Raw genomic sequence first — 23,584 nt, 5'->3', positions numbered from 1 at the left:
AACAGGTCGCCCATGGATTTTCAAGCACGCATACTCGACCACTTCAACGCCAGCATCGACACCAAGACCTACGCCAGCGAGGTCCTGCCCCCGTTCATCGAAGTCGCCAGCCAGATGATGGTTCAGTGCCTGGTCAGCGAGGGCAAGATTCTCGCCTGCGGCAACGGTGGCAGCGCCGGCGACAGCCAGCACTTCTCTTCCGAGCTGCTCAATCGTTTCGAACGCGAACGCCCCAGTCTGCCGGCGCTGGCGCTGACCACCGACACCTCGACGCTGACCTCGATCGCCAACGACTACAGCTACAACGATGTCTTCTCCAAGCAGATTCGGGCCCTCGGCCAGCCCGGGGACATCCTGCTGGCGATCTCCACCAGCGGCAATTCGGCCAATGTCGTCCAGGCGATCCAGGCCGCCCACGATCGAGAAATGAGCGTAGTCGCCCTGACCGGCCGCGATGGCGGCGACATGGCCTCGCTACTCGGTCAGGAAGATTGCGAGATCCGTGTCCCCGCGACGTCCACGGCACGCATTCAGGAAGTTCATCTCTTGGTCATTCACTGTTTATGTGATCTGATCGACCAACAGCTTTTTGGCAGCAACGAGTGAGCCTTATGAAGAAGACCCTGATCGTTTCCTCCTGCCTGATCGCCCTGCTCACATTGGGCGGCTGCGCCAGCAACGGTTCACAGGAAAACTACGCCGAGCGCACCCCGGGGGCGAAAGTCGAGGACAGTACCATTCAGAAAAAGATCTACCAGGATCTGACAGCAGCGGATGCCCGCTATGGTGATGCCCATGTCAACGTCGACAGTTATAACAGCAACGTGCTGCTGACCGGCCAGGTTCCTAGCGACGAACTGAAGCAGCGTGCCGGCGAGATCGCCCGTAACGTGCGCAGCGTACGCCAAGTGCATAACGAACTGACGGTCTCGGCCAATACGCCGATCAGCCAACGCATGACCGACACCTGGATCACCGGCCGCATCAAGGCCAATCTGGCCGCCAACGAAAACGTGGACGCCAACCTGATCCGCGTGATCACCGAAAATGGCACCGTCTATCTGATGGGCATGGTCACCCAGGAGCAAGCCAGCGAAGTGGTCGGCGCCGCATCCGGCGTGGGCGGCGTACAGCGTATCGTCAAGGTATTCGAATACCTGAACTGAGGACGACCCATTTCCAGGCATTGAAAAAGCCGCCGCCGGAAGATTTCCGACGGCGGCTGTTTAGCCACTTGGCAATGCGCTCTATTTGACGATGCGCAGCGAGGGCTTGCCTTTCTCAGGCCGGCCCGATGACTCGCCATCCTTGTCGGCGGCGGGCTCGGCAGGCGCTTCGTCCGACCGCCCCTCGATACCTTCCAGCGACGGGCGCTCTTCGCCTTCCAACGCCGCCTCCTCTTCGCTGGAGTAAGCGGGCATGACCGGCTCCTGACCAAACACCATGCCGACCCCGTTCTCACGGGCATAGATGGCGATCAGAGCGTCGGTCGGTACGACTACCTGCATCGGCTGACCGCTGAAACGCGCGCCGAAGGTGATGGCGGCATTGTCGATGGCCAGGTCGCGAACGGCAGCCGGTGCGATATTCAATACGATCTGGCCGTTCTGCACGAACTGCTGCGGAACCCTGACGCCCGCCTTCCCGGCGTCGACGACGATGTAAGGCGTCTGGTCGTTATCGAGCAACCACTCGTACAGGGCTCTTGCCAGATAGGGACGGCTCGTCAGCATTGTCATCTCCCCTCGGGCAGCTTACGACGAATGCCGTATCAGCTACGCATCTCACGTTCGGATTCGGACAGCGACACCTTGAATGCATCGCGCGCAAAGACACGCTCCATGTAACTCATGAGCGGCTTGACCTGCTTCTCGGGCAATTCCACGCCCAGTATCGGCAAACGCCAAAGGATCGGCGCGATACAACAGTCGACCAGCGTAAACTCTTCGCTCATGAAGTACGGCATGTCCTCGAAGATCGGCGAAATGCCCGTCAGGCTCTCGCGCAACTCCTTGCGTGCCTTGTCGGCGTCTTTCTTGGCACCCTGCTGGATCTGCTCGACCAGCGGACACCACTCGCGCTCGATGCGATGCATCCATAGACGGCTCTGGGCCCGCGCGACCGGATATACCGGAAGCAGCGGCGGATGCGGGAAACGCTCATCGAGATACTCCATCATGACCTTGGACTCGTAGAGCACCAGGTCGCGATCAAGCAACGTGGGGACGCTGTTGTACGGATTCAAGTCGGCCAATTCGGCATTGTGCTCGTCGGCCGAGACATCCAGGATATCGACGGCCACGCCCTTCTCGGCCAGCACGATTCTCACGCGATGACTGAAATGGTCATCGCTGCCGGAGTAGAAGGTCATCGACGATCGCTTGGCCACTACACCCATGAAACTTTCCTCGCATTGATTCAACAGCCAATGATAACACGTCAGGCAACTGGCCAGGGCGAACACCACCGATCGTGAAGAGACCGATGCCCATGGCGCCACTTCCAACAGCAAAAACGCCCGACTGTGGGAAGTCGGGCGTCGAGCGCGGAAGCGATCCCGAAAGGATCAGCGCTTGGAGAACTGCGGGCGACGGCGGGCTTTGCGCAGGCCCACTTTCTTACGCTCGACCTCGCGCGCATCGCGGGTCACGTAGCCGGCAGCGCGCAGCGGCTTGCGCAGCTCTTCGTTGTAGTCCATCAGCGCACGGGTGATGCCGTGACGAATGGCGCCGGCCTGAGCGGAACCGCCGCCACCCTTGACGGTGACATAGACGTCGAACTGCTCGGTGGTTTCGGTCAGTTCGAGCGGCTGACGCACGACCATCTGCGCGGTCACGCGGCCGAAATATTCGCCCAGCTCACGGTCGTTGACGGAGATCTTGCCGGTGCCCGGCTTGAGAAACACGCGAGCGGTGGAGGTCTTGCGACGCCCGGTGCCGTAGTACTGTTGTGCCATAGCGGTCTACCCTCAGATGTTCAGTTCTTGCGGCTGCTGCGCGGCGTGCGGATGCTCGGTACCGGCATACACCTTGAGCTTGGTGTACATGGCGCGACCCAGCGGTCCTTTCGGCAGCATGCCCTTGACGGCGGTCTCGATCACACGTTCCGGCGCATGGTCGATCAGCTTCTCGAACGACATGGAACGCAGACCGCCCGGGTAACCGGTATGACGGTAATAATTCTTGGCTTGCGCCTTGTTGCCGGTGACACGCACTTTCTCGGCATTGACGACGACGATGTAATCGCCGGTGTCGACATGCGGGGTGTATTCCGGCTTGTGTTTGCCACGCAGGCGACGAGCGATTTCCGTCGCCAGACGACCGAGCGTCTTGCCCGATGCATCGACGACATACCAGTCGCGCTGCACGGTTTGCGGCTTGGCACTGAACGTCTTCATGAGTGTTTCACCAAATAAGCGTATTTGGGCGTCGAAGCGAAGCGCTTCTCGGCCATCCCTATTTTTCTTGGGTTACCCGCTTCGCCAGCCAGCCAGTGATTACGGCTTCCCAAGGGGTAACGGAACAAAGAGCGCGCATTGTACACGAGCCGATCAAGGGGCGAAAGCCCCATGCGCTTTCCGCCCCATCTGCTCAAGGCTTGTGTGGCAGCGCCAGATAATCGCGAGACTGCATCTCCTGCAAGCGCGACAAGGTACGTTCGAACTCGAAGCTCAGATTACCGCCCGAATAGAGCGACTCGACTTCGGTTTCCGCCGATAGCAGCAACTTGACGGCGCGATCGTAGAACTCGTCGACCATGCTGATGAAGCGCCTTGCCTGGTCGTCGGTCGCGGCGCCCAGGCGCGGCACGTTCGACACCAGCACGGTGTGGAACTCCCGCGACAGCTCGATGTAGTCATTCTGGCTACGCGGACCGTCGCAGAGCATCTTGAAGTCGAACCAGACCACGCCCTCGTGCAGCCGACGCGCGGTCAGCTCGCGATGGTTGATCGTCAGCCTGACGTTCTCGCGGCCTTCGCTTCCGGCCACCGAACGAAAGCTCTTTTCCAGTAGCCTTTCGGCCTCTTCATCCAGCGGTGAGTGGAAGATCTCGACCTGCTCCAGCGCACGCAGACGATAGTCGACGCCGGAATCGACATTGACCACCTCGCAGTGGCGCTTGATCAGATCGATCGCCGGCAGGAACCGCGCACGCTGCAGGCCATCCTTGTAGAGCTCGTCCGGCACGATGTTGGAAGTCGCCACCAGTACCACGCCCTGGGCGAACAGTGCCTCCATCAGGTTGCCCAGAATCATCGCATCGGTGATGTCCTTGACGTAGAACTCATCGAAGCAGATGACACGCGCCTCGCGGGCGAACTGGGCGGCGATCTGCGTCAGTGGATTCTTCTCGCCCTTGTGGGCATCCAGCTCACGGTGCACGCGCTGCATGAAGCGGTTGAAGTGCGTGCGCATCTTGCGCTCGAACGGCAGCGACTCATAAAAGACATCGACCAGATAGGTCTTGCCGCGGCCGACACCGCCCCAGAAGTAGAGCCCCATGACCTGTGGCCGGGCCGGCGCGGCGGGCGCGACCACCTTGCGCTTGCCGAACAGCCCCGCCACCTTGGACAGCTTGGACTCGCCGGTCGAAGCCGACGGCTTCGGCGCCGGCGTGCGCTGCAGGTCGTCGTAAAGACGCTGCAGGTGTTTGACGGCATTCTCCTGGGCGGCGTCATAACTGAAATCCTCGCGCTCGAGATCGGCGCGGTAGCGCGTCATCGGGGTCATGGCGCCATTCATCGCACCAGGGGCGGACGTCGCGGAGCGAGGAGAATTCATGTCGGTGTCGTGACCTCGGGTCGAAACATGTGGCGGGGATTATACCGTTCGACGAAAGTCTTGACAGTGCCTAGCACGCGCGGAAGGTTTGACCCGGTCACCAAGCGGGTCGATATAATGGCCCTGTACCGATCTACAGGACTGGTCGTGCCGGGGCACGACGACAAGGAGCGCATTGTGAACGAAAGCAATATCGATTGGATTCTGGCCATCGCCTGCTTCCTGGCGGGCATCGGTATCGGCGCCCTTTGCTATCATCTGCTGAATGCCAATGTGGCGCGTAATCAGAAAGTTCGGCAGCGGCTGGCCGAAACCGAGCTGGAATTGAATCAGGTCAAGGATGCGCTGAACGATCATTTCGCCAAGGCGGCCGACCTGGCATCGAGTATTCAGCGTCAGAGTCATGAGCTCGAACATCATTTGGCTCAAGGCGCGGATCGCCTGGTCGACGATCTGCAACTCAAGCGTCGCCTGCATGGCAACAATGACGAAGACGCCGAGGAAATCGATGTACCCCAGGTCCCTCGGGATTACGCCGACGGCAACCAGGGAACGCTGGCCGAGGACTATGGTATTCGTAAACGCAAGGACGAACAGGAAAGCGTGACGCCACCGCCCCGCTACTGATCCACCAGCCAGTCAGCCCCGCCGGCCTGCAAGTTCGACGATTTGCGGCCGGCGGTATTCATTTCAAGCCGGGTTGTCGATGTCGACGAACTGATGCTCGACGCCCAGACGTTCGACCAGCCACTCCCCCAGAGCCCGAATACCGTCGCGTTCGGTGGCATGGTGACCCGCCGCGATATAGGTCACGCCCATTTCCCGCGCCATGTGTGTGGTGCGCTCGGAAATCTCGCCGGAGATGAACGCATCGGCGCCCGCCTCGGCCGCCAACGGCAGCATGTCCTGCGCGCCGCCGGTACACCAGGCGATCTTGCCCAGTTCGCGCTGATGCCCCTCGATCAACGTCGGCCGCCGCCCCAGTGCCGACTCGACCCGCGCCGCCAGCGCCCGACTGTCGATCGCTTCGTCTGGCGAGCCCATCCACAACAGCCCCTGCCCCAACTCACCGTCGAGACAGCGCTCGACCTCGAGCCCCAGGCGCCGTCCGAGACAAGCGTTGTTGCCGAGCGCGGCGTGCGCATCCAGCGGCAGGTGATAGGCAAGCAGGTTCAGGTCGTGCTTGAGCAGCGTGGCGAAGCGCTTCCGTTTCATGCCGGTAACGCTCACCGGCTCGTTCTTCCAGAAATAGCCATGATGGACCAACAGCGCATCCGCACCCCACTCCACGGCCTCGTCGAGCAACGCCTGACAGGCCGTCACTCCGGTCATGATGCGGCCGACCGTCTCTCTCCCCTCGACCTGCAAGCCATTGACCGTGTAGTCCTTGAATGCGTCGATGCGCAGCTCGGTGTCGATCGTGCGTTGAAGCGTGTGCCGCGAAATCATCTCGCCTCCAGCGAACCGTGTCGTTGAATGTTACACTGGCGCCCCGCGCCAAACGGCCTTAGTTTAAGGATTCCGCGCATGCGCCGTCACCTTGCCGCTTATTTCTGGCCCATCCTCTGCGGCATTCTGCTTGCCATCGTGCTGTTATACGCCTTTCCGTCGTTGCTCGGCCGCGATGGCAGCGAGCAACCAGCCTCTCGTCCCGGCAACAACGGCACCACCACGGCGTCCATCGATGCCCCGCCCGAGCGTGAAGCCCCCGAAGTCGTCGATGCGCCGACGCTCGATCGGCAGGAAGGTCCGGTCAGTTATTCCCAGGCCGTCAACCGCGCGGCCCCGGCGGTCGTCAACGTCTACTCCTCGCGCATCGTCGACATCAACCAGCATCCGCTGATGTCGGACCCGTTCTTCCGCCAGTTCTATGGCAAGAACATGCCCCAGCGTCAGCGCATGCTGTCGAGCCTGGGCTCGGGCGTCATCGTCAGCGAGGACGGTTATATCCTGACCAACAATCATGTCATCAACGATGCCGACCAGATCCAGGTCGCCCTGCGTGACGGCCGCGAGGCCATCGCTCAGGTGATCGGCACCGACCCCGAGAGCGATCTGGCAGTGCTCAAGATCGACATGGACGACATCCCGGTGATCAAGCTCAGCAATTCCGAGGATGTCGCCATCGGCGACGTCACCCTGGCGATCGGCAATCCATTCGGGGTCGGCCAGACCGTGACCATGGGGATCATCAGCGCGACGGGGCGCGACCATCTCGGGCTCAATGCCTACGAGGACTTCATCCAGACCGACGCCGCCATCAACCCCGGCAACTCGGGCGGCGCGCTGGTCGACGCCAACGGCTCGCTGATCGGCATCAATACCGCCATTTTTTCCCGCTCGGGCGGCTCCCAGGGCATCGGTTTCGCCATTCCCGCCAACCTGGCGCGCAGCATCCTCAACGACATCGTCACGCATGGCCGCGTCATCCGCGGCTGGCTGGGCATCGACGCCCAGCAGATGACGCCCGATCTGGCGGCGTCTTTCGGACTCAAGACGTTGAGCGGCGTCATCGTCGCCAATGTGGTGAGCGGCGGGCCGGGCGACGATGCCGGGCTGCGCCCGGGCGACATCCTGCTGGCGATCGATGGCAAGCCGATTCTCGACCCGCGCGACACCATGGTCGACATCGCCGAGATAACCCCGGGCACGCGCTTGCCGCTGACCATCGTGCGGGGCGGAGAGAAGCGCGAGGTCACGTTGACCGTGGGCGAGCGCCCGGAACCGCGTGGCAGCAATGCCGCCCAGACGCCGGACGGCACCACGCCGCCACGCGACAGCGAAAATGGCACCAGCCAGGGCGGTAACGATACGAATGGCAGCGGCGGCGCGAATGGCAGCGATGACGGCACCGGCACCGCCCCGTAGCGCCCATCAACGAGATCGCCGCCCGAGGGCGGCGATGATGGTATGGAAGTGACGAAACCGGCGCTCAGCGCTTGAGCCGGTTCTCGGCCGAGCGTGCGTGGGCGGTCAGCGACTCGCCCCGTGCCAGTACCGCGGCAGTCCGCCCCAGCACATCGGCGCCCTCCGGCGAGCACTGGATCAGTGAAGAGCGCTTCTGGAAGTCGTAGACGCCCAGCGGCGAAGAGAAACGCGCGGTACCGGAGGTCGGCAGCACATGATTGGGGCCGGCACAATAATCCCCCAGAACTTCCGCTGTGTAGCGGCCCATGAAGATGGCGCCGGCGTGACGTACCGCCTGCGCCATCTCCTCGGGAGCCTCCACCGACAGTTCCAGATGCTCGGGAGCGATACGGTCGACCAGCGCGACCGCCTGTTCGCGCCCTTCGCACAGGATCAACGCCCCGCGCCGCGACAGCGATTCGCGAATGATCGCCTCGCGCTCCATGCTCGGCAGCAGACGCTCGATGGCTTGCGCCACGGCTTCCAGGTGTTCGGCGTCCCAGGTCACCAGGATCGCCTGGGCATCCTCGTCGTGCTCGGCCTGGGAGAACAGATCCATCGCCAGCCACTCGGGGTCGGTGCCACCATCGGAAACGACCAGAATCTCCGAAGGCCCGGCGATCATGTCGATCCCGACCTGGCCGAACACCGCACGCTTGGCGGTCGCTACATAGATGTTGCCCGGCCCGACGATCTTGTCGACCCGAGGCACGCTCCCGGTGCCGTAGGCCAGCGCCGCAATCGCCTGGGCACCGCCGACGGTGAACACCCGCTCGACGCCGGAGAGATGCGCCGCCGCCAGTACCAGCTCGTTGACCACACCATCGGGCGTCGGCACCACCATGATGATTTCACGCACCCCGGCCACATCGGCGGGAATGGCGTTCATCAATACCGATGAAGGGTAAGCGGCCTTGCCGCCGGGCACGTAGATGCCGACACGCTCGATCGGCGTCACTTTCTGCCCCAGCACGGTACCGTCGGCTTCCTCGTACTGCCACGAGCTCGGCTTCTGTCGTTCATGGTAGGCACGGATACGCTGGGCGGCGTGCTCGAGCGCCACGCGCTGTTCCTGCGGCAGACCGTCGAATGCCGCCTGGAGACGCCCGGCGGTCAGCGTCAGCGCTTCGACGTCGTCGGCGCTCAACCGGTCAAAGCGGTTGGTGTACTCGACCAGGGCGGCATCGCCACGCTGCCGGATAGCGGCGATGATCTCGTCGACGCGGGCCACAACCTGCTGATCGGAAACGCCCTCCCAGGCCAGCAGCGTCTCCAGGCGTGTATCGAAATCGGCATCCCGCGTCGTCAGGCGGGCAATGGTTGACGTTTGGCTCATCTGGCTACTCTCTTTAAAGACTGCCGGCTCTGCAATCTGCCGATCGGACTCAAGCGCTTTCGCGACGCTTACTGACGGCCCCGCGCAGGCGCTCGATCAACGGTTTCAAATGCGCGTGCTTCATCGTCATCGATGCCTTGTTGACCACCAGCCGGGTAGTGATGTTCTCGATCAGCTCGCGCGGCTCCATGCCGTTGGCACGCAGGGTATTGCCGGTGTCGACGATATCGACGATCTCATCGGCCAGATTCATCAGCGGCGCCAGCTCCATTGCCCCGTAGAGCTTGATCACTTCGGCCTGAATGCCCTGCTCGGCATAGTAGCGCCGCGCCACGTTGACGAACTTGGTCGCCACGCGGCGCTTGGCGCGGGCCGGCTGGGCACCGACGATGCCCGCGGTCATCAAGCGACAGCGTGAAATCTCGAGATCGAGCGGTTCGTAGAGCCCCTCGGCGCCGTGCTCGAGCAGCACATCCTTTCCGGCGACACCGAGGTCGGCCGCACCCAACTGCACATAGGTGGGCACGTCGACGGCACGAATCACCACCAGCTTGACGTTGGCCAGGTTGGTATCGAACAGCAGCTTGCGGCTCTTGCCGAAATCGTCCGCCGGCACGATGCCGGCATCCGCCAGCAACGGTAGCGTCCCCTCGAGAATACGCCCTTTGGAAAGCGCGAGAATCAATTGATCACTCATGGTCATCGTTACCTAAATCGTCGCCTGGAATCTGTTTACGATCTCGCGAGCTAGAGCCAAACGAGGCGGAAACACTTGAGGAAAGGACCGGGCTCGCGTACGAGTTTACATGGGGCTAAATGAGCATTCCGAAAGTGTTTTCAACAATGTTTGGCCGACGCGCAGCAGATCGTAGACAGGTTCTTAGCCCGGCACGCGCCGAATACGTGCACCCAGCAGTTGCAATTTCTCTTCGATGCACTCGTAGCCGCGGTCGATATGATAGATGCGGTCGACCAGGGTCTCTCCCTGAGCGATCATGCCGGCGACCACCAGGCTGGCCGAGGCGCGCAGATCGGTCGCCATCACCGGCGCTCCGGACAGGCGCTCGACGCCGGTGACCACCGCCGTGTTGCCTTCTAGCGCGATATGCGCCCCCATCCGGTTGAGTTCCTGCACGTGCATGAAGCGGTTTTCGAAGATGGTTTCGACCACCGTGCCGGTTCCCTCGGCGACCGCATTCAGCGCCACGAACTGCGCCTGCATGTCGGTCGGGAATGCCGGATACGGCGCCGTGCGCACGTTGACCGCCCTGGGCCGGCGCCCTTGCATGTCGAGCTCGATCCAGCCGTCACCGCTGGTGATCGTGGCCCCGGCTTCCTCCAGCTTGCTGAGCACGGCTTCCATGATGTCGGCGCGCGCATTGCGAACCCGGACGCGGCCGCCGGTGGCCGCCGCCGCGACCAGGAAGGTCCCGGTCTCGATGCGGTCCGGCATCACGTCGTAGTGGCAACCGTGCAGACGTTCGACGCCTTCGATGGTGATGGTGTCGGTGCCATGACCGCGAATGTCGGCGCCCATGGCGATCAGGCATTCGGCGAGATCGACCACCTCCGGCTCGCGGGCGGCATTCTCGAGCACCGTGGTGCCTTCCGCCAGGGTCGCCGCCATCAGCAGGTTTTCGGTGCCGGTCACGGTGACGGTATCGAAGAAGATGGTCGCGCCTTTCAGGCGATCGTCGACACGGGCACGGATGTAGCCGCCCTCGACCCGAATATCGGCGCCCATCGCCTCCAGCCCACGGATATGCAGATCCACCGGGCGCGAGCCGATGGCGCAGCCGCCAGGCAGCGAGACATCGGCGGCACCGAAGTGAGCCAGCAGCGGCCCGAGCACCAGAATCGAAGCACGCATCTTCTTGACCAGCTCGTAGGGTGCGTGGCTGTCGCGCACCTGGGAGCCGTCGATCTGTATGCTCATCTTCTCGCCCATCACCGGCTCGATGCCCATGCGCCCGAGCAGCTCGAGGGTGGTGGTAATATCCTGCAGGTGCGGCAGGTTGCCGATGGTGACGGGCTCCTCGGCGAGTAATGTTGCGGCTAGAATCGGTAGCGCGGAGTTCTTGGCGCCGCTGGCCCAGACCTCGCCGTCGAGTGGCCCGTTACCGGTGATGATCAGCTTGTCCATGAAGGTTCGCTATACAATCGAATAGAGAGGGTCGCGCGGGCGAGCACGAGCCGGCGCGATCGGAATCCCTCGGAGGATGCCGAGAAACGTGGCGAGCGACGCCCAGGCAAGGCGAAATTCGTCGAACAAGCGCAGTTTACAAGCAGTAAATGAGCATTGTGAGGCGAATTTGAACGCAGCATGGGCTAGCGCAGCCGTTTCTCAGTGTTCTCCCACGTTCTCCGGGGCACTCCGCCACTGTGCCGGCGTAAAGGTCTTGATGCTGATGGCATGCAGCGCGCCGGAGGCGATCTCCGCGGCAAGCGCGCCGTAGATCAACTGCTGGCTCTTGACCTTGCTCAAGCCATCGAAGACTTCGCCCACGGCGATCACCTGAAAGTTGCAGCCTTCGCCCTGGATATGAAATTCGCAGCCGTCGATTCGTTCCTCGAGGCGGCTTTTGACGTCGCTGGGTTGCATGTCAATCGGCTCCCTTATGACTGCTGCGCCGGATGCGCAGGGAAAGCGCCACATGGTAGCGGAAAGCGCCCTATCTTGGCGATGTCGCCGGCATGCAAAAACGTCGCAAGCCGGCGATCGAGAGGCGAGAACGCCTTGGCGGGTCTAGCGGGAAGAATCCGCCAGTTCGCTGCAGGTGGTTTCCTTGGCCGGTAGCAGCGGTGCGAGCTCGGTGATGTCCATCAGCCGCTGCAACGGCGGCGATAGCGAGACGCGCTGCAGACGCAGCGAATGTTTCTGGACGCTGCGCACCCATACCAGCAATACGCTGAGCACGGCACTACTGGCGATCCTGACCTCGGTCAGATCGAACGAGACTTCGGTCTCGGCGCCTTGATCCGCCAGCCAGTGCCGGCCCGCCCGAGCGAGCGGTCCGGCACTGTCGAAGTCCGCCTCGCCGCGGATCGTCAACACGTGATCGTCGACGATCTCGAGCGTGGCATCTTCACGCTGGAGCAATATAGTCACGCGTCGCCGCCCTGCTCGAGCTCTTCGGTGCCGACTTGCGGCGCCCAGTTGTCGATGACCGCATCAATGTCGCGGTCGTGGTCACGCATCGACTGATCGAACTGATTGCGGAAGGTCAGACCGAGGTTGATGCCATTGACGATGACATTGACCACTTTCCACTGGCCATCGCTCTGGCGCAGCGTGAAATTGACCGGATAGGTCTTGCCGTCGGTGGAGACGACTTCCATCGGCACGGAGGCCTGATCCTCGTAGCGGCCGGCGCTCTCGCTATCCAAGACACGCAGCGTCTGGTAGTCGAAGGTCACCAATCCTTTGGCATAGGTATCGATCAGGGTCTTGCGGAAGACATCGACGAAGCGCGTACGCTGCTCCGGCGTCGCCCCCCGGAAATAGCGCCCCATCACACTGGCGCCGATATAACGGAAATCGGCCACCTTTTCCATATTGCTATCGACAAGCTGCGCCAGTTCGCCCTCGTGCTGGGCGTAGTAATCCTTCTTGCCTTCGAGTTCCGACATCAACGAATCGACGCTCTGTCGGATCACCTCGGTCGGTGTCTGCTGCGCTTGCGCCGTAGTGGCGAACGTAGTGGCAAAAAAGGCGAGGAATGCCGCCAGCAACAGGATAGCCGCGCCCAGCCCATCCTGGCGGTAACGCTTGAAGGTCGTTTTCATCACTGACTCCTTGTCTTCGATCACTTGGCCATGTTCGACACGAACTGCTGGATGAGCTCCTCCAGCACCAGCGCCTGCTGGGTGTCGTGGATGACGTCGCCATCATGCAGCATATCCGGAGATCCGCCGACGGTCAGGCCGATGTACTGCTCTCCCAGCAGCCCGGAAGTCAGGATCGCCGCCGTGGTATCGTCGGACAGCTTGCCGTCGTATTCCGCGTCCAGCTGCATGGTGACCTTGGCATCGAACCATTTGGGGTCGAGCTCGATGTCGGTGACCCTGCCGACGCGCACGCCGGACATGGTGACCTTGGCTTGTGGCCGCAGACCGCCGATGTTGGCGAAGTTGGCGGTCAGGGTGAAAGTGTCGTTGGGTACGCCGACGCCGAGACCACTGACCCGCAGCCCGAGAAAGACCAGGCCCAGGATGCCCGCCAGCATGAAAATGCCGACACCCAGTTCGAGTACGCTGTTGCGCTTCATCCCAAATCTCCAAACATCAATGCGGTAAGCACGAAGTCGAGCCCCAATACCGCCAGCGAGGCATACACCACCGTGCGAGTGGTCGCGCGCGAAATCCCTTCCGAGGTGGGAATCAGGTCGTAGCCCTGGAACACCGCGATCCAGGTGACGACCAGCCCGAACACCAGACTCTTGACCATGCCGTTGAGCACATCGTCGACGAAATCGACGCTGTCCTGCATGTTGCTCCAGTACGAACCCTCGTAGACGCCGAGCCAGTCCACGCCGACCAGATAGCCGCCCCAGATCCCGACCACGCCGAAGATCACGGTCAGGATCGGCAACGAAACGAAGCCGGCCCACAGGCGTGGAGCGACGATACGGCGCAGCGGATCGACGCCGATCATTTCCATGCTGGTCAACTGCTCCGTCGCCTTCATCAGGCCGATCTCGGCCGTGAGCGCCGAGCCGGCGCGCCCGGCAAACAGCAGCGCGGCGACCACCGGCGCCAGCTCCCGCACCAGCGACAGCGCCACCATCTGCCCCAGCGCCTCATCGGCGCCGAAGCCCACCAGAATGGTATACCCCTGCAGCGCCAGCACCATGCCGATGAACAGCCCCGATACCAACACGATCGCCACCGACATCACGCCGACGAAGTGCATCTGCCGCACCCAAAGATAGAAGCCTTCGCGCGAGGGCAGGCAGAAGATGGACTGCACCAGGAAGAGCCCGGCACGGCCAATGGCACTCAGCGTGTCGAGCGTGGCGCGGCCGAGCAAGGCAATATGATCGATCATGAGAACTGCCCCGCCGGCGCCAGAATGTCGTCAAAGAAATCCGGCGCCGGATAGTGAAACGGCACCGGCCCGTCAGGCTCGCCATGCACGAACTGCTTGACGTGGGCGTCGTCGTCGACATCGAGCGTCTGCGGCGTGCCATGGGCCATGACCTTGCCATCGGCGATGATGTAGACGTAGTCGGCGATCGACAGCGTCTCCTTGATGTCGTGGGAGACCACGATCGCGGTCAGCCCAAGCGCCTGGTTGACCTTCTTGATCAACTGCACCAGCACGCCCATCGAGATCGGGTCCTGACCGACGAAAGGTTCGTCGTAGAGCACCAGATCGGGATCCAGCGCCACCGCGCGCGCCAACGCCACCCGCCGCGCCATGCCGCCGGAAAGCTCGGAAGGCATCAGGTGGCGCGCGCCACGCAGGCCGACCGCCTGCAGCTTCATCAGCACGATGTCGCGAATCATCGCGTTCGGCAGTTCAGTATGCACGCGCAACGGGAACGCCACATTCTCGAACACATCCAGATCCGAGAACAGCGCGCCGCTTTGGAACAGCATGCCCATGCGCCGACGCAACTTGAACAGCGAGCGCCGCGACAGTTTGTGAACGTCCTGGCCATCGATCAGGATCTGCCCTTGATCAGGCACCAGCTGTCCGCCGATAAGCTTCAACAACGTGGTCTTGCCGGTGCCGCTCGGCCCCATGATGGCGGTTATCTTGCCAAGCGGAATCTGCAGATCGACACCGCGGAATATCTCTGTATTGCCGCGGGAAAAATGCAGATTCTCGACCTCGACCATGATCGGGTCATCCATGCGCCATCCACCACTCTGATCCGATAGATTATCGAACATTGTATCCTAACCTTGCCGACAGCGACCAGCCGACACGCTGTCGCCACCGCTCGGCAACGACCGGTAGCCACTACGACAGAAGACGAAACACAGTGCGATCAAAGGTATACTCGTCCGCATTGTGAAAAAGTGGCGTTGCCCACCGACCTCCTTCAGGCCGCCGCCCTACCGTTCAGGGAAACCCGGACCCACGACATGAGCGATTCAGACATTCTCGATTTTCGCGCCAGCGCCAGACGCACCTTGACCCTCGAGCAGCAAGCCATCTTTGAGCTGATCGACAAGCTCGACGCCAGTTTCGACCACGCCTGTCGACTGCTGTTCGATTGCCGCGGGCGAATCATCGTCACCGGCATGGGCAAGTCGGGCCATATCGCGCGCAAGATGGCGGCGACCTTCGCTAGTACCGGCTCGCCGGCTTTCTACGTCCATCCTGGCGAGGCCAGCCACGGCGACCTCGGCATGATCACCGGCGAAGACGTGGTGGTGGCGCTGTCGAACTCCGGCGAGACCCAGGAGATCACCGGCCTGCTACCGCTGTTCAAGCGCCTCGGATCGCCCTTGGTCAGTCTCACCGGACGCCCTCACTCCACGCTGGCGCGCTACAGCGACGTGCATATCGACGTCGGCGTTTCGCGTGAAGCTTGCCCGCACGATCTGGCGCCCACCTCTTCGACCACCGCCGCCCTGGCGATGGGCGACGCGCTGGCGCTGGCGCTGCTCGAGGCACGCGGTTTCAGCGCCGAGGACTTTGCGCTCTCCCATCCGGGAGGCACCCTGGGCAAGCGCCTGCTGCTGCGCGTCGCCGACCTGATGCACGGCGGCGAGCGCCTGCCCAGCGTGCCCGCCGGCAGCCCACTGCGCGAGGCACTGCTGGAGATGACCCGCAAAGGCATGGGCTTTACCTGCGTGGTCGATGAACGGGGCAGGCTCATCGGTGTCTATACCGACGGCGACTTGCGCCGGACCCTGGATCAGCGCGGCGATTTCGCCATGCTGCGCGTCGACGACGTCATGACCCGCGGCGGCAAGACCGTCTCCCCGGAGATGCTGGCCGCCGAAGCGGTACGGATCATGGAAGACAACCGGATCACCGCCCTGGCCGTGGTCGAGGACGGTTATCCCATCGGCGCGCTACATATGCATGATCTGCTCAGAAGCGGTGTCATCTGATGGCCGTCGTCAACCGTCCAAAGGAGAGCGTGTGAGCCTTCAATCCCCCTGGTGGCGTCGACTCGGTCTGACCGTCCTGCTGTTGCTGCTGGGCGGCGGTCTCGCCTATCTCGATCAGCTCGGCGAACGCCAGCCCGAGCCCGTCCCTAGCGATCCGGCGGGCGAACCGGATTACTACCTGGAGGACGCCAGCATGACCCGTTTCGACCAGCAGGGCCGCGCCTATCAGCGGCTCGACACGCCACGCCTGGTGCATACGCCGGCGGACGACATCATCCGTGCCCAGGCGCCTCACGGCTATTTGATCGACGACCGACAGCGCCAATGGCAGGTGACCAGCGACACGGGGGTAATGGATCGCAGCGGCGAGCAGTTGACCCTGGAGGGCAATGCGCGCCTGATACAACCGGAGCAGGCGTGGAGCCTGGAAACGCAGACACTGCATTACGATAATCGCGAAGCCCATGCCTGGAGTGACACGCCCGCCGTGTTGCGTCAGCATGACCAGCGCATGCGTGGTGATCACTTCGATGCCTGGATCAACGAAGACCGTATGCGCCTGACCGACAACGTGCAGGGGCACCTGCCACAGCAACCCCAATCACAGCAATCCCAGTCACAGCAATCTGAGGATCAAGGATCATGAGGCGAGAACTCGGCCAACTCCTGGTGCTTACCGCGCTGGGCTTCACCAGCCTTCCGACCATGGCACTGGAAAGCGATGCCAGCGCGCCGATCGAGATCGCCGCCGATCAGTTCGAGCTCGACGACCGCCAGGGCACTGCCGTCTACACCGGCAATGTCGACATGCAACAAGGCAGCATGAAACTGAAGGCTGCACGCGTCGACATCCAGCGGGGTAACAACGGCGAGGTCAACCAGGTCACCGCCAAAGGTGGGGGCGGAGAGCGCGCCTACCTCGAACAGAAACCGGCGCCCGACGAAGCGATCGTCAAGGGCTGGGGCAACACCGTCGTCTATCACGCCGCCGAGCGCCGCGTGGAACTCGTGGGCCATGCCGAGTTGCATCAGGCCGGCGACACCTTCGACGGCGCCTACGTCGAATATTATCTCGAATCCCGCCGCATCAATGCGCGCTCCAGCACCGATGGCACCGGCGATGGCCGCGTGCGCATGACGCTGACGCCGCGTCAGCAAGAGCAGCCGGACCAACAACAGCAATAGTCGCGCGACCTCGAAAGGAAGGCATCGATGAGAACGCTAACGGCCGCCAATCTGGCCAAGAGCTACAAGGGGCGTCGCGTCGTCCATGATTTCAGCCTGACCCTGCGCCAGGGCAGCATCGTCGGCCTGCTGGGCCCCAACGGCGCCGGCAAGACCACCTCGTTCTACATGATCGTCGGCCTGGTGAAAGCCGACGCCGGCAGCGTGCATATCGACGAGCGCGACCTCAGCCGCGCGCCGATGCACGAGCGCGCACGCGCCGGGATCGGTTACCTGCCCCAGGAGGCCTCGATCTTCCGCAAGCTCAGCGTCGCCGACAACATCATGGCGATTCTGGAGACGCGCAAGGACCTCGACCGCGCCGGCCGCCGTGAGCGTCTCGAGCAGCTGCTCAACGACTTCCACGTCGATCATATCCGCGACAATCTCGGCATGTCGCTCTCCGGCGGCGAACGTCGGCGCGTCGAGATCGCCCGGGCCTTGGCGACAGAACCGGCCTTCGTGCTGCTCGACGAACCGTTCGCCGGGGTCGACCCGATCTCCGTCGGCGATATCAAGAGCATCATCCGCCAGTTGCGCGATCGTGAAATCGGCGTGTTGATCACCGACCACAACGTGCGCGAGACCCTGGACATCTGCGACAACGCCTACATCGTCGGCGACGGCCAGATCATTGCAGAAGGCCGCCCGGAGGCGATTCTGGACAATCAACGGGTGCGCGATGTCTACCTCGGGCACGAATTCCGTTTATAATCCTTCTGTCCGGAGCGGCACGGCGGTCCCGGGCCTCTCCCTCCCGCACGTACCGGCATTACCTCTCGCTAAAGCTTGTGGCATGTTTCTTGCATAAACTTATCGCACAAAGCATTGCAAGTCGTCGACGCAATCAGTAACGTGATCTCTCCTTGTTGATTGTGACGCCCGCTTTCCATGTCCATGAAACCTTCGCTGCAACTCAGAGTCGGCACACAGTTGACGATGACGCCTCAACTTCAGCAGGCGATCCAGTTGTTGCAGTTGTCGACGCTCGATCTACGTCAGGAAATCCAACAGGCGCTCGAAGCCAACCCCATGCTCGAGCTGGAAGAACCGTACGCCGAACAGGACGTCGTCGAGGCTCCGGAGGACGATTGGGCGAGCGACATTCCCGAGGAACTCGCCCTCGACAGCGACTGGAGCGACACCTATCAGGATGCCGGCGGCGGTAGCGAGGAAGCGCCCGACTTCGAACGCAACGCAGCCGGTACCAGCCTGCACGATCACCTGCTTTGGCAGTTGGCGATGGGACAGTTCGACGAGCGTGAGCGGGCCTTGGGCGAGTGCCTGATCGATGCCATCAACGATGACGGCTATCTCGTCGGCCCATTGGACGAACTCGCCGCCAGCCTGCGCGAACAACGTGGCGACAGCGTCAGCACGGCCGATCTCGAGCACGTACTGATGCGGCTGCAGCAGTTCGACCCCACCGGTGTCGGCGCCCGTGATCTGCGCGAATGCCTGCTGCTGCAACTCGGCAGTCTCGACGACGACACGCCGCTGCTGCCGCAGGCCAAACGTCTGGTGCGCCAGTTTTTGGAGGCATTGGCAGGCAACGACCGGCGTCTGCTCAAGCGTCGCCTGCGCCTGGAAGACAGCGAACTCGATACCGTCATCGCGTTGATCCGCACACTCGACCCGCGCCCGGGCCAGGCTTTCGACAATAGCCGCCATGACTACGTGATCCCGGACCTGGTCGCCAAGCTCACCCGTGACGGCTGGCGTATCGAGCTCAACGCCGAGGCCCTGCCCCGGCTGCGCATCCAACCCGACTATGCGGCATTGATCAAACGCGCCGACAAGAGCGACGACAACACCTTCCTGCGCCAGCATCTGCAGGAGGCGCGCTGGCTGCTCAAGAGCCTGTCCAGTCGCAACGACACCCTGCTGCGCGTCGGCCGCGAGATCATGTCGCGGCAGGTCGCCTTCCTGGAGCGCGGCGAGGAGGCGATGAAACCGCTGATCCTGGCCGACATCGCGCGCAGCGTCGACATGCACGAATCGACGATCTCGCGGGTGACCACCCAGAAGTTCATTCATACCCCGCGTGGCGTGTTCGAGCTCAAATACTTCTTCTCGAGCCAGGTCGGCGGCCAGCGCGGCGACGGTGACAGCTATTCGAGCACCGCCATTCGTGCCCGGCTGAAAAAGCTGATCGGCGAGGAGTCGCCGCGCAAACCGCTATCCGACAGCAAGCTGGTGGAGCTGCTGGCGCAATCCGACATCTGCGTGGCCAGACGCACCGTAGCCAAGTATCGTGAGGCCATGGGCATTCCGTCATCCAGCGAGCGCAAGCGTCTATCTTGATGCCGCCGTCAGACCCTTACAATCGTTTCCCGATCGGTTGCGATGCCTTTGCAGAACCCGGAAAAGGGTTACAATCAAAGGTGCCATTTGCCGCAACAGGAGTGCGCCATGCAAGTGAACGTCACAGGCCATCATGTAGAACTGACTGACGCCCTTCGAGACTATGTCGACGAGAAACTCACGCGTCTGGAGCGTCACTACGACAACATCACTACCGTTCAGGTCATCCTGAGTATCGAAAAGGAGCGTCAGCAGGCAGCCTGTACCTTGCATGCGGCAGGCGGTGATCTACACGCCGAAGCCAGTGACAACGACATGTACGCGGCCATCGATGCGCTGGCCGACAAACTCGACCGCCAACTGGTCAAACACAAAGAGAAGGCACAAGCCCGCGCCCAAGGCGCCGGCGCCCGTTAACGCCTGATGATGACATTGGAAACCATTCTGCCCCCCGAGCGCACCCTTTACGGGGTCACGGGGGGCAGTAAAAAACGCCTGCTGGAATTCTTCAGCACCTTCATCGCCCAAAACACTCCCAGCCTGGATAGCCAGGAAGTCTTCAGCCGCTTGATCGGCCGCGAGCGCCTGGGCAGCACCGGCATCGGCAACGGCGTGGCCATCCCCCATGCGCGCAGCCCTCACTGCAAGGTGCCGGTCGCCGGCTTCATGCGGCTCGAGGACGCGATCGACTTCGACGCGATCGATGGCGATCCGGTGGACCTGGTATTCGTGCTGCTGGTGCCGGAAGAGGCCGACGATGCCCATCTGTCGCTGCTGGCCGAAGTCGCCGGCATCATGAACCAGAGCAGCGTGCGTCAGCAGCTGCGCCAGGCCGACTCCCAGCGCGCTCTGTACGATGCCCTGATCGACGCCATCCGCCACCATCGGGACAGCGAAGACGGCTAACCAGGACGGACAAGCCATGCAACTCGTCATCATCAGCGGCCGCTCCGGTTCAGGCAAGTCCATCGCCCTGCAGGCGCTGGAGGATCTCGGCTACTATGCCATCGACAACTTGCCGGCCAATCTGCTGGCGCCGCTGATCGACGAACTGGGCAGCGCGCCGCCCTCCCGGTCCAACGTGGCCGTGAGTATCGACGCCCGCAACCTCCCCGAATCGCTGGAACGCTTCCCGCTGCTGCTGGAAGCGGTCCGCGAGCGCGGCATCGACGTTCAGGTGGTCTACCTCACCGCCGATGCCAAGATTCTGCTGGAGCGCTACTCGGCGACGCGGCGTCGCCACCCGCTGACGCGGGGCAACGACATGACGCTGGCCGAGGCCATCGACCACGAGCAGGAGTATCTGGCGCCGATTCGCCGCGTGGCCGATCTGGTCATCGATACCCGTGGCCTGTCGGTCCACGATCTGCGTGGACGTATCGCGGAACAGGTGGCCAAGCACACCGGCGGCCGGCTGACCCTGACCTTCGAATCGTTCGGCTTCAAACGTGGCGTACCGCTGGATGCCGACATGGTGTTCGATGTGCGTTGCCTGCCCAACCCGTTCTGGGATCCCGAACTGCGCGGTTTCGACGGCCGCGACGCCAAGATCGTCGAATTCCTCGAAGCCTACCCGGACGTCCATGCCATGGCCGGCGATATCCATGCCTGGCTGAGCCGCTGGCTACCGGCCTATCTCGACAGCCGTCGCAGCTACCTGACCGTCGCGGTCGGCTGCACGGGTGGTCACCATCGCTCCGTCTATCTGATCGAGCGTCTGGCGCGGCACTTCCATCACGAAGGCGTCGACATTCGGCTTCGCCACCGCGAACTCGGCATCCACACTGCGCTGCTACAAGATACCCAGACGCGAGACAGCAATGCCGACGCGTGAACTTCGCCTGACCAATCGCCGTGGCCTGCATGCCCGGGCTGCTACCAAACTCGTTCAGTGCTGCCATCCCTTTCAGGCCCGGGTCTCGGTTCGGCACGGTGACCGCGAGGCCGATGCCGCCAATATCATGTCGCTGCTGATGCTGGCCGCACCGTGCGGCACACCGCTGACGATCGTCACCGAGGGCGAGGAAGCGGAGTCTGCGATGGAGGCGGTCGTCGCGCTTTTCGAGGCTCGCTTCCACGAGGACGAATGAGCACCGCCTATTCGTGAACAGCGTTTTCAATCCTCGTCATTCGCCTCGACGATGGTAGAATGCGAACCCTACCGCCAGTCGTTCAAGGATGACGTTCAGGATGAGCCATAATCCCGAAAGGCTGCAGCCCCGGCTGGCCAAACTCAACGAAGCCCTCGAAAGCGGCGCCCTGGATCAGGCTCGGCGCATGCTCAATCGTGGCCTGGCCCCGGTGGACGTCGCCCATCTGCTGGAATCGACGCCGCCGAAAGAGCGCGAAATCCTGTGGGGTCTGCTCGACCCCGAACTGCACGGCGATGTGCTGCAGTATCTGGGCGACGACGTCCAGATCGAGTTCCTCAACCGCATGGATGCGGAGCAGCTACTGACGGCCACCGAAGGTCTCGACGTCGACGATCTCGCCGACCTGCTGCAACAGCTGCCGAACACGGTCATCCAGGAAGTCCTCCAGTCGATGGAGGCACAGGAGCGCCAGCGGGTCGAAGAGGTGCTCTCCTACCCGGAGGACACCGCCGGCGGCCTGATGAACCCGGATGCCATCACCATCCGCCCGGATATCACCCTCGATGTGGTGATGCGCTATCTGCGCCGTCACGAACGCCTGCCGGACGCCACCGATACCCTGCTGGTGGTCACCCGCCGCGATGAACTGATCGGCATCCTGCCGATCAATCGGCTGCTGGTGTCGGACCTGTCGATGCTGGTGCGCGAGGTGATGGAGACCAGTTTCCACTCGATCCAGGCCACCGCCTCGGATAGCGATGTCGCCAACTTGTTCCAGAAGCATGACCTGATCTCGGCTCCCGTGGTCAGCGTCGACGGCAAGTTGCTCGGGCGTATCACCATCGACGACGTCGTCGACGTCATTCGAGAAGACGCCGAACATCAGGTCATGAGCATGGCCGGTCTCGACGAGGACGAAGACACCTTCGCCCCGGCGCTGCGGACCAGCCGTCGCCGGGCGGTATGGCTCGGCATCAACCTGGTGGCCGCTACCATCGTCTCGCTGGCGATCGGCGTGTTCGAGGACACCATTCAGCAGATCACCGCGCTGGCCGTGCTGATGCCGATCGTCTCGAGCATGGGCGGTATCGCCGGCTCCCAGACCCTGACCGTGCTGATCCGCGGCATCGCGCTGGGGCATGTATCCGGCGCCAACGTACGCTGGCTGGTAGTACGTGAACTGCTCGTCGGCATGACCAACGGCCTGATCTGGGCCGTGGTGGTAGGCGCCATGTCGATACTCCGTTTCGACGACATCCGCCTTGGCGAAATCATTGCCATGGCGATGGTCATCAACCTGACCATCGCCACGCTCGCGGGAACCGTCATTCCCGTACTGCTGAAAAAACTCAAGATCGATCCCGCGCTTTCCGGCGGCGTGCTGCTGACGACGATTACCGATGTGGTGGGGTTCGTCGCCTTTCTGGGGCTGGCGACCACGCTCTATCTCTAAGCTCTGTCTGAAAAATCGACGAGCGATGGCCAGACAAGGCAAAAAGCGGCGAAAAAGCGGAGTTTACGAGGGTGGTAAATGAGCATTTTATTCGCTTCGCTCACCCTTCGGGCCGCCCTGCGGGCGTTCTGACCAGAGGTCAGTGAGCCGATTTTTAACGCAGTATGGGCGAGCGCAGGCATTTTTCAGGCAAAGCGTAGGAGGGGAAGATGAATTTCCATACACGCAAGTGGATCAAGCCCGAAGACCTCAATCCCAACGGCTCGTTGTTCGGCGGCAGCCTGCTGCGCTGGATCGACGAGGAGGCGGCAATCTACGCCATCATCCAGCTCGGCAATGCCAAGGTGGTCACCAAGTACATCTCGGAGATCAATTTCGTCTCCAGCGCGCGTCAGGGCGACATCATCGAACTGGG

30 protein-coding genes are annotated in these 23,584 nt (G+C 62.5%); 15 read left to right on the top strand and 15 right to left on the bottom strand.

All coding sequences use genetic code 11. From position 1 onward, the window contains the following. Nucleotides 1-12: 12 nt before the first annotated feature. On the top strand, nt 13-606 hold the full coding sequence (locus DOM57_RS16565) for a phosphoheptose isomerase (protein ID WP_035473784.1): 594 nt from the start codon (nt 13-15) through the stop codon (nt 604-606). A gap of 5 nt (nt 607-611) precedes the next feature. Further along, entirely contained in the window at nt 612-1,166 is a 555-nt protein-coding gene (locus tag DOM57_RS16560; RefSeq protein WP_110650299.1) for a BON domain-containing protein, read from the top strand. 81 nt (nt 1,167-1,247) lie between these two features. Here the strand turns inward: DOM57_RS16560 and DOM57_RS16555 are convergent, their stop codons facing one another. From DOM57_RS16555 to zapE, 5 genes are all read right to left on the bottom strand, one after another. Further along, the gene (locus DOM57_RS16555; protein ID WP_110650298.1) at nt 1,248-1,733 is read right to left on the bottom strand and encodes a ClpXP protease specificity-enhancing factor; all 486 of its coding nucleotides are present in this window, start codon (nt 1,731-1,733) and stop codon (nt 1,248-1,250) included. A 38-nt stretch (nt 1,734-1,771) separates the two neighbouring features. Beyond that, nucleotides 1,772-2,398: a stringent starvation protein SspA gene (gene sspA, locus DOM57_RS16550; protein WP_110650297.1), complete on the bottom strand. Its 627-nt coding sequence runs from the start codon at nt 2,396-2,398 to the stop codon at nt 1,772-1,774. A 168-nt stretch (nt 2,399-2,566) separates the two neighbouring features. Next, nucleotides 2,567-2,956 (bottom strand): 30S ribosomal protein S9, encoded by a 390-nt coding sequence (gene rpsI / locus DOM57_RS16545; RefSeq protein WP_110650296.1) that lies wholly within the window; start codon nt 2,954-2,956, stop codon nt 2,567-2,569. Between the two features lie 12 nt (nt 2,957-2,968). Further along, nucleotides 2,969-3,397: a 50S ribosomal protein L13 gene (gene rplM / locus DOM57_RS16540; RefSeq protein WP_110650295.1), complete on the bottom strand. Its 429-nt coding sequence runs from the start codon at nt 3,395-3,397 to the stop codon at nt 2,969-2,971. 193 nt (nt 3,398-3,590) lie between these two features. Continuing rightward, on the bottom strand, nt 3,591-4,730 hold the full coding sequence (gene zapE / locus DOM57_RS16535; RefSeq protein ID WP_239496284.1) for a cell division protein ZapE: 1,140 nt from the start codon (nt 4,728-4,730) through the stop codon (nt 3,591-3,593). A 228-nt stretch (nt 4,731-4,958) separates the two neighbouring features. On the opposite strand from zapE, the gene DOM57_RS16530 reads away from it, so the two are divergent. Further along, nucleotides 4,959-5,408, top strand: coding sequence for a Z-ring associated ZapG family protein (locus DOM57_RS16530; RefSeq protein ID WP_162619572.1), 450 nt, complete (start codon nt 4,959-4,961; stop codon nt 5,406-5,408). A gap of 63 nt (nt 5,409-5,471) precedes the next feature. On the opposite strand, the gene DOM57_RS16525 is transcribed toward DOM57_RS16530, so the two are convergent. Next, nucleotides 5,472-6,230, bottom strand: coding sequence for a Nif3-like dinuclear metal center hexameric protein (locus DOM57_RS16525; protein WP_110650292.1), 759 nt, complete (start codon nt 6,228-6,230; stop codon nt 5,472-5,474). A 78-nt stretch (nt 6,231-6,308) separates the two neighbouring features. Between DOM57_RS16525 and DOM57_RS16520 the strand changes: the two genes are divergently transcribed. After that, nucleotides 6,309-7,649 (top strand): Do family serine endopeptidase, encoded by a 1,341-nt coding sequence (locus DOM57_RS16520; protein WP_110650291.1) that lies wholly within the window; start codon nt 6,309-6,311, stop codon nt 7,647-7,649. Nucleotides 7,650-7,713: 64 nt separating this feature from the next. Here DOM57_RS16520 and hisD read toward each other — a convergent pair whose 3' ends face one another. The 9 genes from hisD to DOM57_RS16475 form a co-directional block, all read right to left on the bottom strand. Further along, entirely contained in the window at nt 7,714-9,024 is a 1,311-nt protein-coding gene (gene hisD / locus DOM57_RS16515) for a histidinol dehydrogenase (RefSeq protein ID WP_110650290.1), read from the bottom strand. 49 nt (nt 9,025-9,073) lie between these two features. Next, entirely contained in the window at nt 9,074-9,721 is a 648-nt protein-coding gene (gene hisG, locus DOM57_RS16510) for an ATP phosphoribosyltransferase (RefSeq protein ID WP_110650403.1), read from the bottom strand. A gap of 183 nt (nt 9,722-9,904) precedes the next feature. Beyond that, complete coding sequence (gene murA / locus DOM57_RS16505; RefSeq protein ID WP_110650289.1) at nt 9,905-11,167, bottom strand: UDP-N-acetylglucosamine 1-carboxyvinyltransferase; 1,263 nt, start codon at nt 11,165-11,167, stop codon at nt 9,905-9,907. A 201-nt stretch (nt 11,168-11,368) separates the two neighbouring features. Beyond that, nucleotides 11,369-11,626: a BolA family protein gene (locus tag DOM57_RS16500; RefSeq protein WP_110650288.1), complete on the bottom strand. Its 258-nt coding sequence runs from the start codon at nt 11,624-11,626 to the stop codon at nt 11,369-11,371. A 144-nt stretch (nt 11,627-11,770) separates the two neighbouring features. Continuing rightward, nucleotides 11,771-12,133 carry an STAS domain-containing protein gene (locus DOM57_RS16495; RefSeq protein WP_110650287.1) on the bottom strand — a complete coding sequence of 121 codons (363 nt, stop codon included), beginning with the start codon at nt 12,131-12,133 and terminating at the stop codon, nt 11,771-11,773. Then, nucleotides 12,130-12,810, bottom strand: a complete 681-nt coding sequence (locus tag DOM57_RS16490) for an MlaC/ttg2D family ABC transporter substrate-binding protein (RefSeq protein ID WP_110650286.1) — start codon at nt 12,808-12,810, stop codon at nt 12,130-12,132. Before DOM57_RS16490 ends, DOM57_RS16495 begins: the two co-directional genes overlap by 4 nt. A 20-nt stretch (nt 12,811-12,830) precedes the next feature. Then, nucleotides 12,831-13,292 carry an outer membrane lipid asymmetry maintenance protein MlaD gene (mlaD, locus tag DOM57_RS16485; protein ID WP_110650285.1) on the bottom strand — a complete coding sequence of 154 codons (462 nt, stop codon included), beginning with the start codon at nt 13,290-13,292 and terminating at the stop codon, nt 12,831-12,833. Further along, the gene (mlaE, locus tag DOM57_RS16480; protein ID WP_110650284.1) at nt 13,289-14,071 is read right to left on the bottom strand and encodes a lipid asymmetry maintenance ABC transporter permease subunit MlaE; all 783 of its coding nucleotides are present in this window, start codon (nt 14,069-14,071) and stop codon (nt 13,289-13,291) included. Before mlaE ends, mlaD begins: the two co-directional genes overlap by 4 nt. Next, complete coding sequence (locus DOM57_RS16475) at nt 14,068-14,883, bottom strand: ABC transporter ATP-binding protein (RefSeq protein ID WP_110650283.1); 816 nt, start codon at nt 14,881-14,883, stop codon at nt 14,068-14,070. Before DOM57_RS16475 ends, mlaE begins: the two co-directional genes overlap by 4 nt. A 234-nt stretch (nt 14,884-15,117) precedes the next feature. Here DOM57_RS16475 and DOM57_RS16470 point away from each other — a divergent pair, with 234 nt between their 5' ends. The 11 genes from DOM57_RS16470 to DOM57_RS16420 all read left to right on the top strand — a co-directional run. Then, nucleotides 15,118-16,095, top strand: coding sequence for a KpsF/GutQ family sugar-phosphate isomerase (locus tag DOM57_RS16470; RefSeq protein ID WP_110650282.1), 978 nt, complete (start codon nt 15,118-15,120; stop codon nt 16,093-16,095). Between the two features lie 31 nt (nt 16,096-16,126). Further along, nucleotides 16,127-16,741 carry an LPS export ABC transporter periplasmic protein LptC gene (gene lptC / locus DOM57_RS16465; protein ID WP_239496283.1) on the top strand — a complete coding sequence of 205 codons (615 nt, stop codon included), beginning with the start codon at nt 16,127-16,129 and terminating at the stop codon, nt 16,739-16,741. Next, on the top strand, nt 16,738-17,280 hold the full coding sequence (lptA, locus tag DOM57_RS16460; protein WP_110650280.1) for a lipopolysaccharide transport periplasmic protein LptA: 543 nt from the start codon (nt 16,738-16,740) through the stop codon (nt 17,278-17,280). Before lptC ends, lptA begins: the two co-directional genes overlap by 4 nt. 27 nt (nt 17,281-17,307) lie before the next feature. Beyond that, nucleotides 17,308-18,033, top strand: a complete 726-nt coding sequence (lptB, locus tag DOM57_RS16455; RefSeq protein ID WP_110650279.1) for an LPS export ABC transporter ATP-binding protein — start codon at nt 17,308-17,310, stop codon at nt 18,031-18,033. Nucleotides 18,034-18,210: 177 nt separating this feature from the next. Beyond that, entirely contained in the window at nt 18,211-19,623 is a 1,413-nt protein-coding gene (locus DOM57_RS16450) for an RNA polymerase factor sigma-54 (protein ID WP_110650278.1), read from the top strand. A gap of 108 nt (nt 19,624-19,731) precedes the next feature. After that, nucleotides 19,732-20,040 carry a ribosome hibernation-promoting factor, HPF/YfiA family gene (hpf, locus tag DOM57_RS16445; RefSeq protein ID WP_110650277.1) on the top strand — a complete coding sequence of 103 codons (309 nt, stop codon included), beginning with the start codon at nt 19,732-19,734 and terminating at the stop codon, nt 20,038-20,040. Between the two features lie 9 nt (nt 20,041-20,049). After that, nucleotides 20,050-20,529, top strand: a complete 480-nt coding sequence (ptsN, locus tag DOM57_RS16440) for a PTS IIA-like nitrogen regulatory protein PtsN (RefSeq protein ID WP_110650402.1) — start codon at nt 20,050-20,052, stop codon at nt 20,527-20,529. 16 nt (nt 20,530-20,545) lie between these two features. Continuing rightward, a complete protein-coding gene (gene rapZ / locus DOM57_RS16435; RefSeq protein WP_110650276.1) occupies nt 20,546-21,457 on the top strand; it encodes an RNase adapter RapZ in 912 nt (303 codons plus the stop codon). Further along, complete coding sequence (locus tag DOM57_RS16430) at nt 21,444-21,713, top strand: HPr family phosphocarrier protein (RefSeq protein WP_110650275.1); 270 nt, start codon at nt 21,444-21,446, stop codon at nt 21,711-21,713. The genes rapZ and DOM57_RS16430 overlap by 14 nt, the downstream gene beginning before the upstream one ends. 100 nt (nt 21,714-21,813) lie before the next feature. Then, complete coding sequence (gene mgtE, locus DOM57_RS16425) at nt 21,814-23,169, top strand: magnesium transporter (RefSeq protein WP_110650274.1); 1,356 nt, start codon at nt 21,814-21,816, stop codon at nt 23,167-23,169. Between the two features lie 209 nt (nt 23,170-23,378). Further along, nucleotides 23,379-23,584, top strand: a 206-nt coding sequence (locus DOM57_RS16420; protein WP_275425982.1) for an acyl-CoA thioesterase, incomplete at its 3' end; no start/stop codon positions are given.

The sequence above is a fragment of the Salinicola peritrichatus genome (assembly GCF_003206715.1).
Lineage (GTDB): Bacteria > Pseudomonadota > Gammaproteobacteria > Pseudomonadales > Halomonadaceae > Salinicola > Salinicola peritrichatus.
Note: the sequence above shows the minus strand (reverse complement) of the source record. Positions and strands in the feature narration are given on the sequence as shown.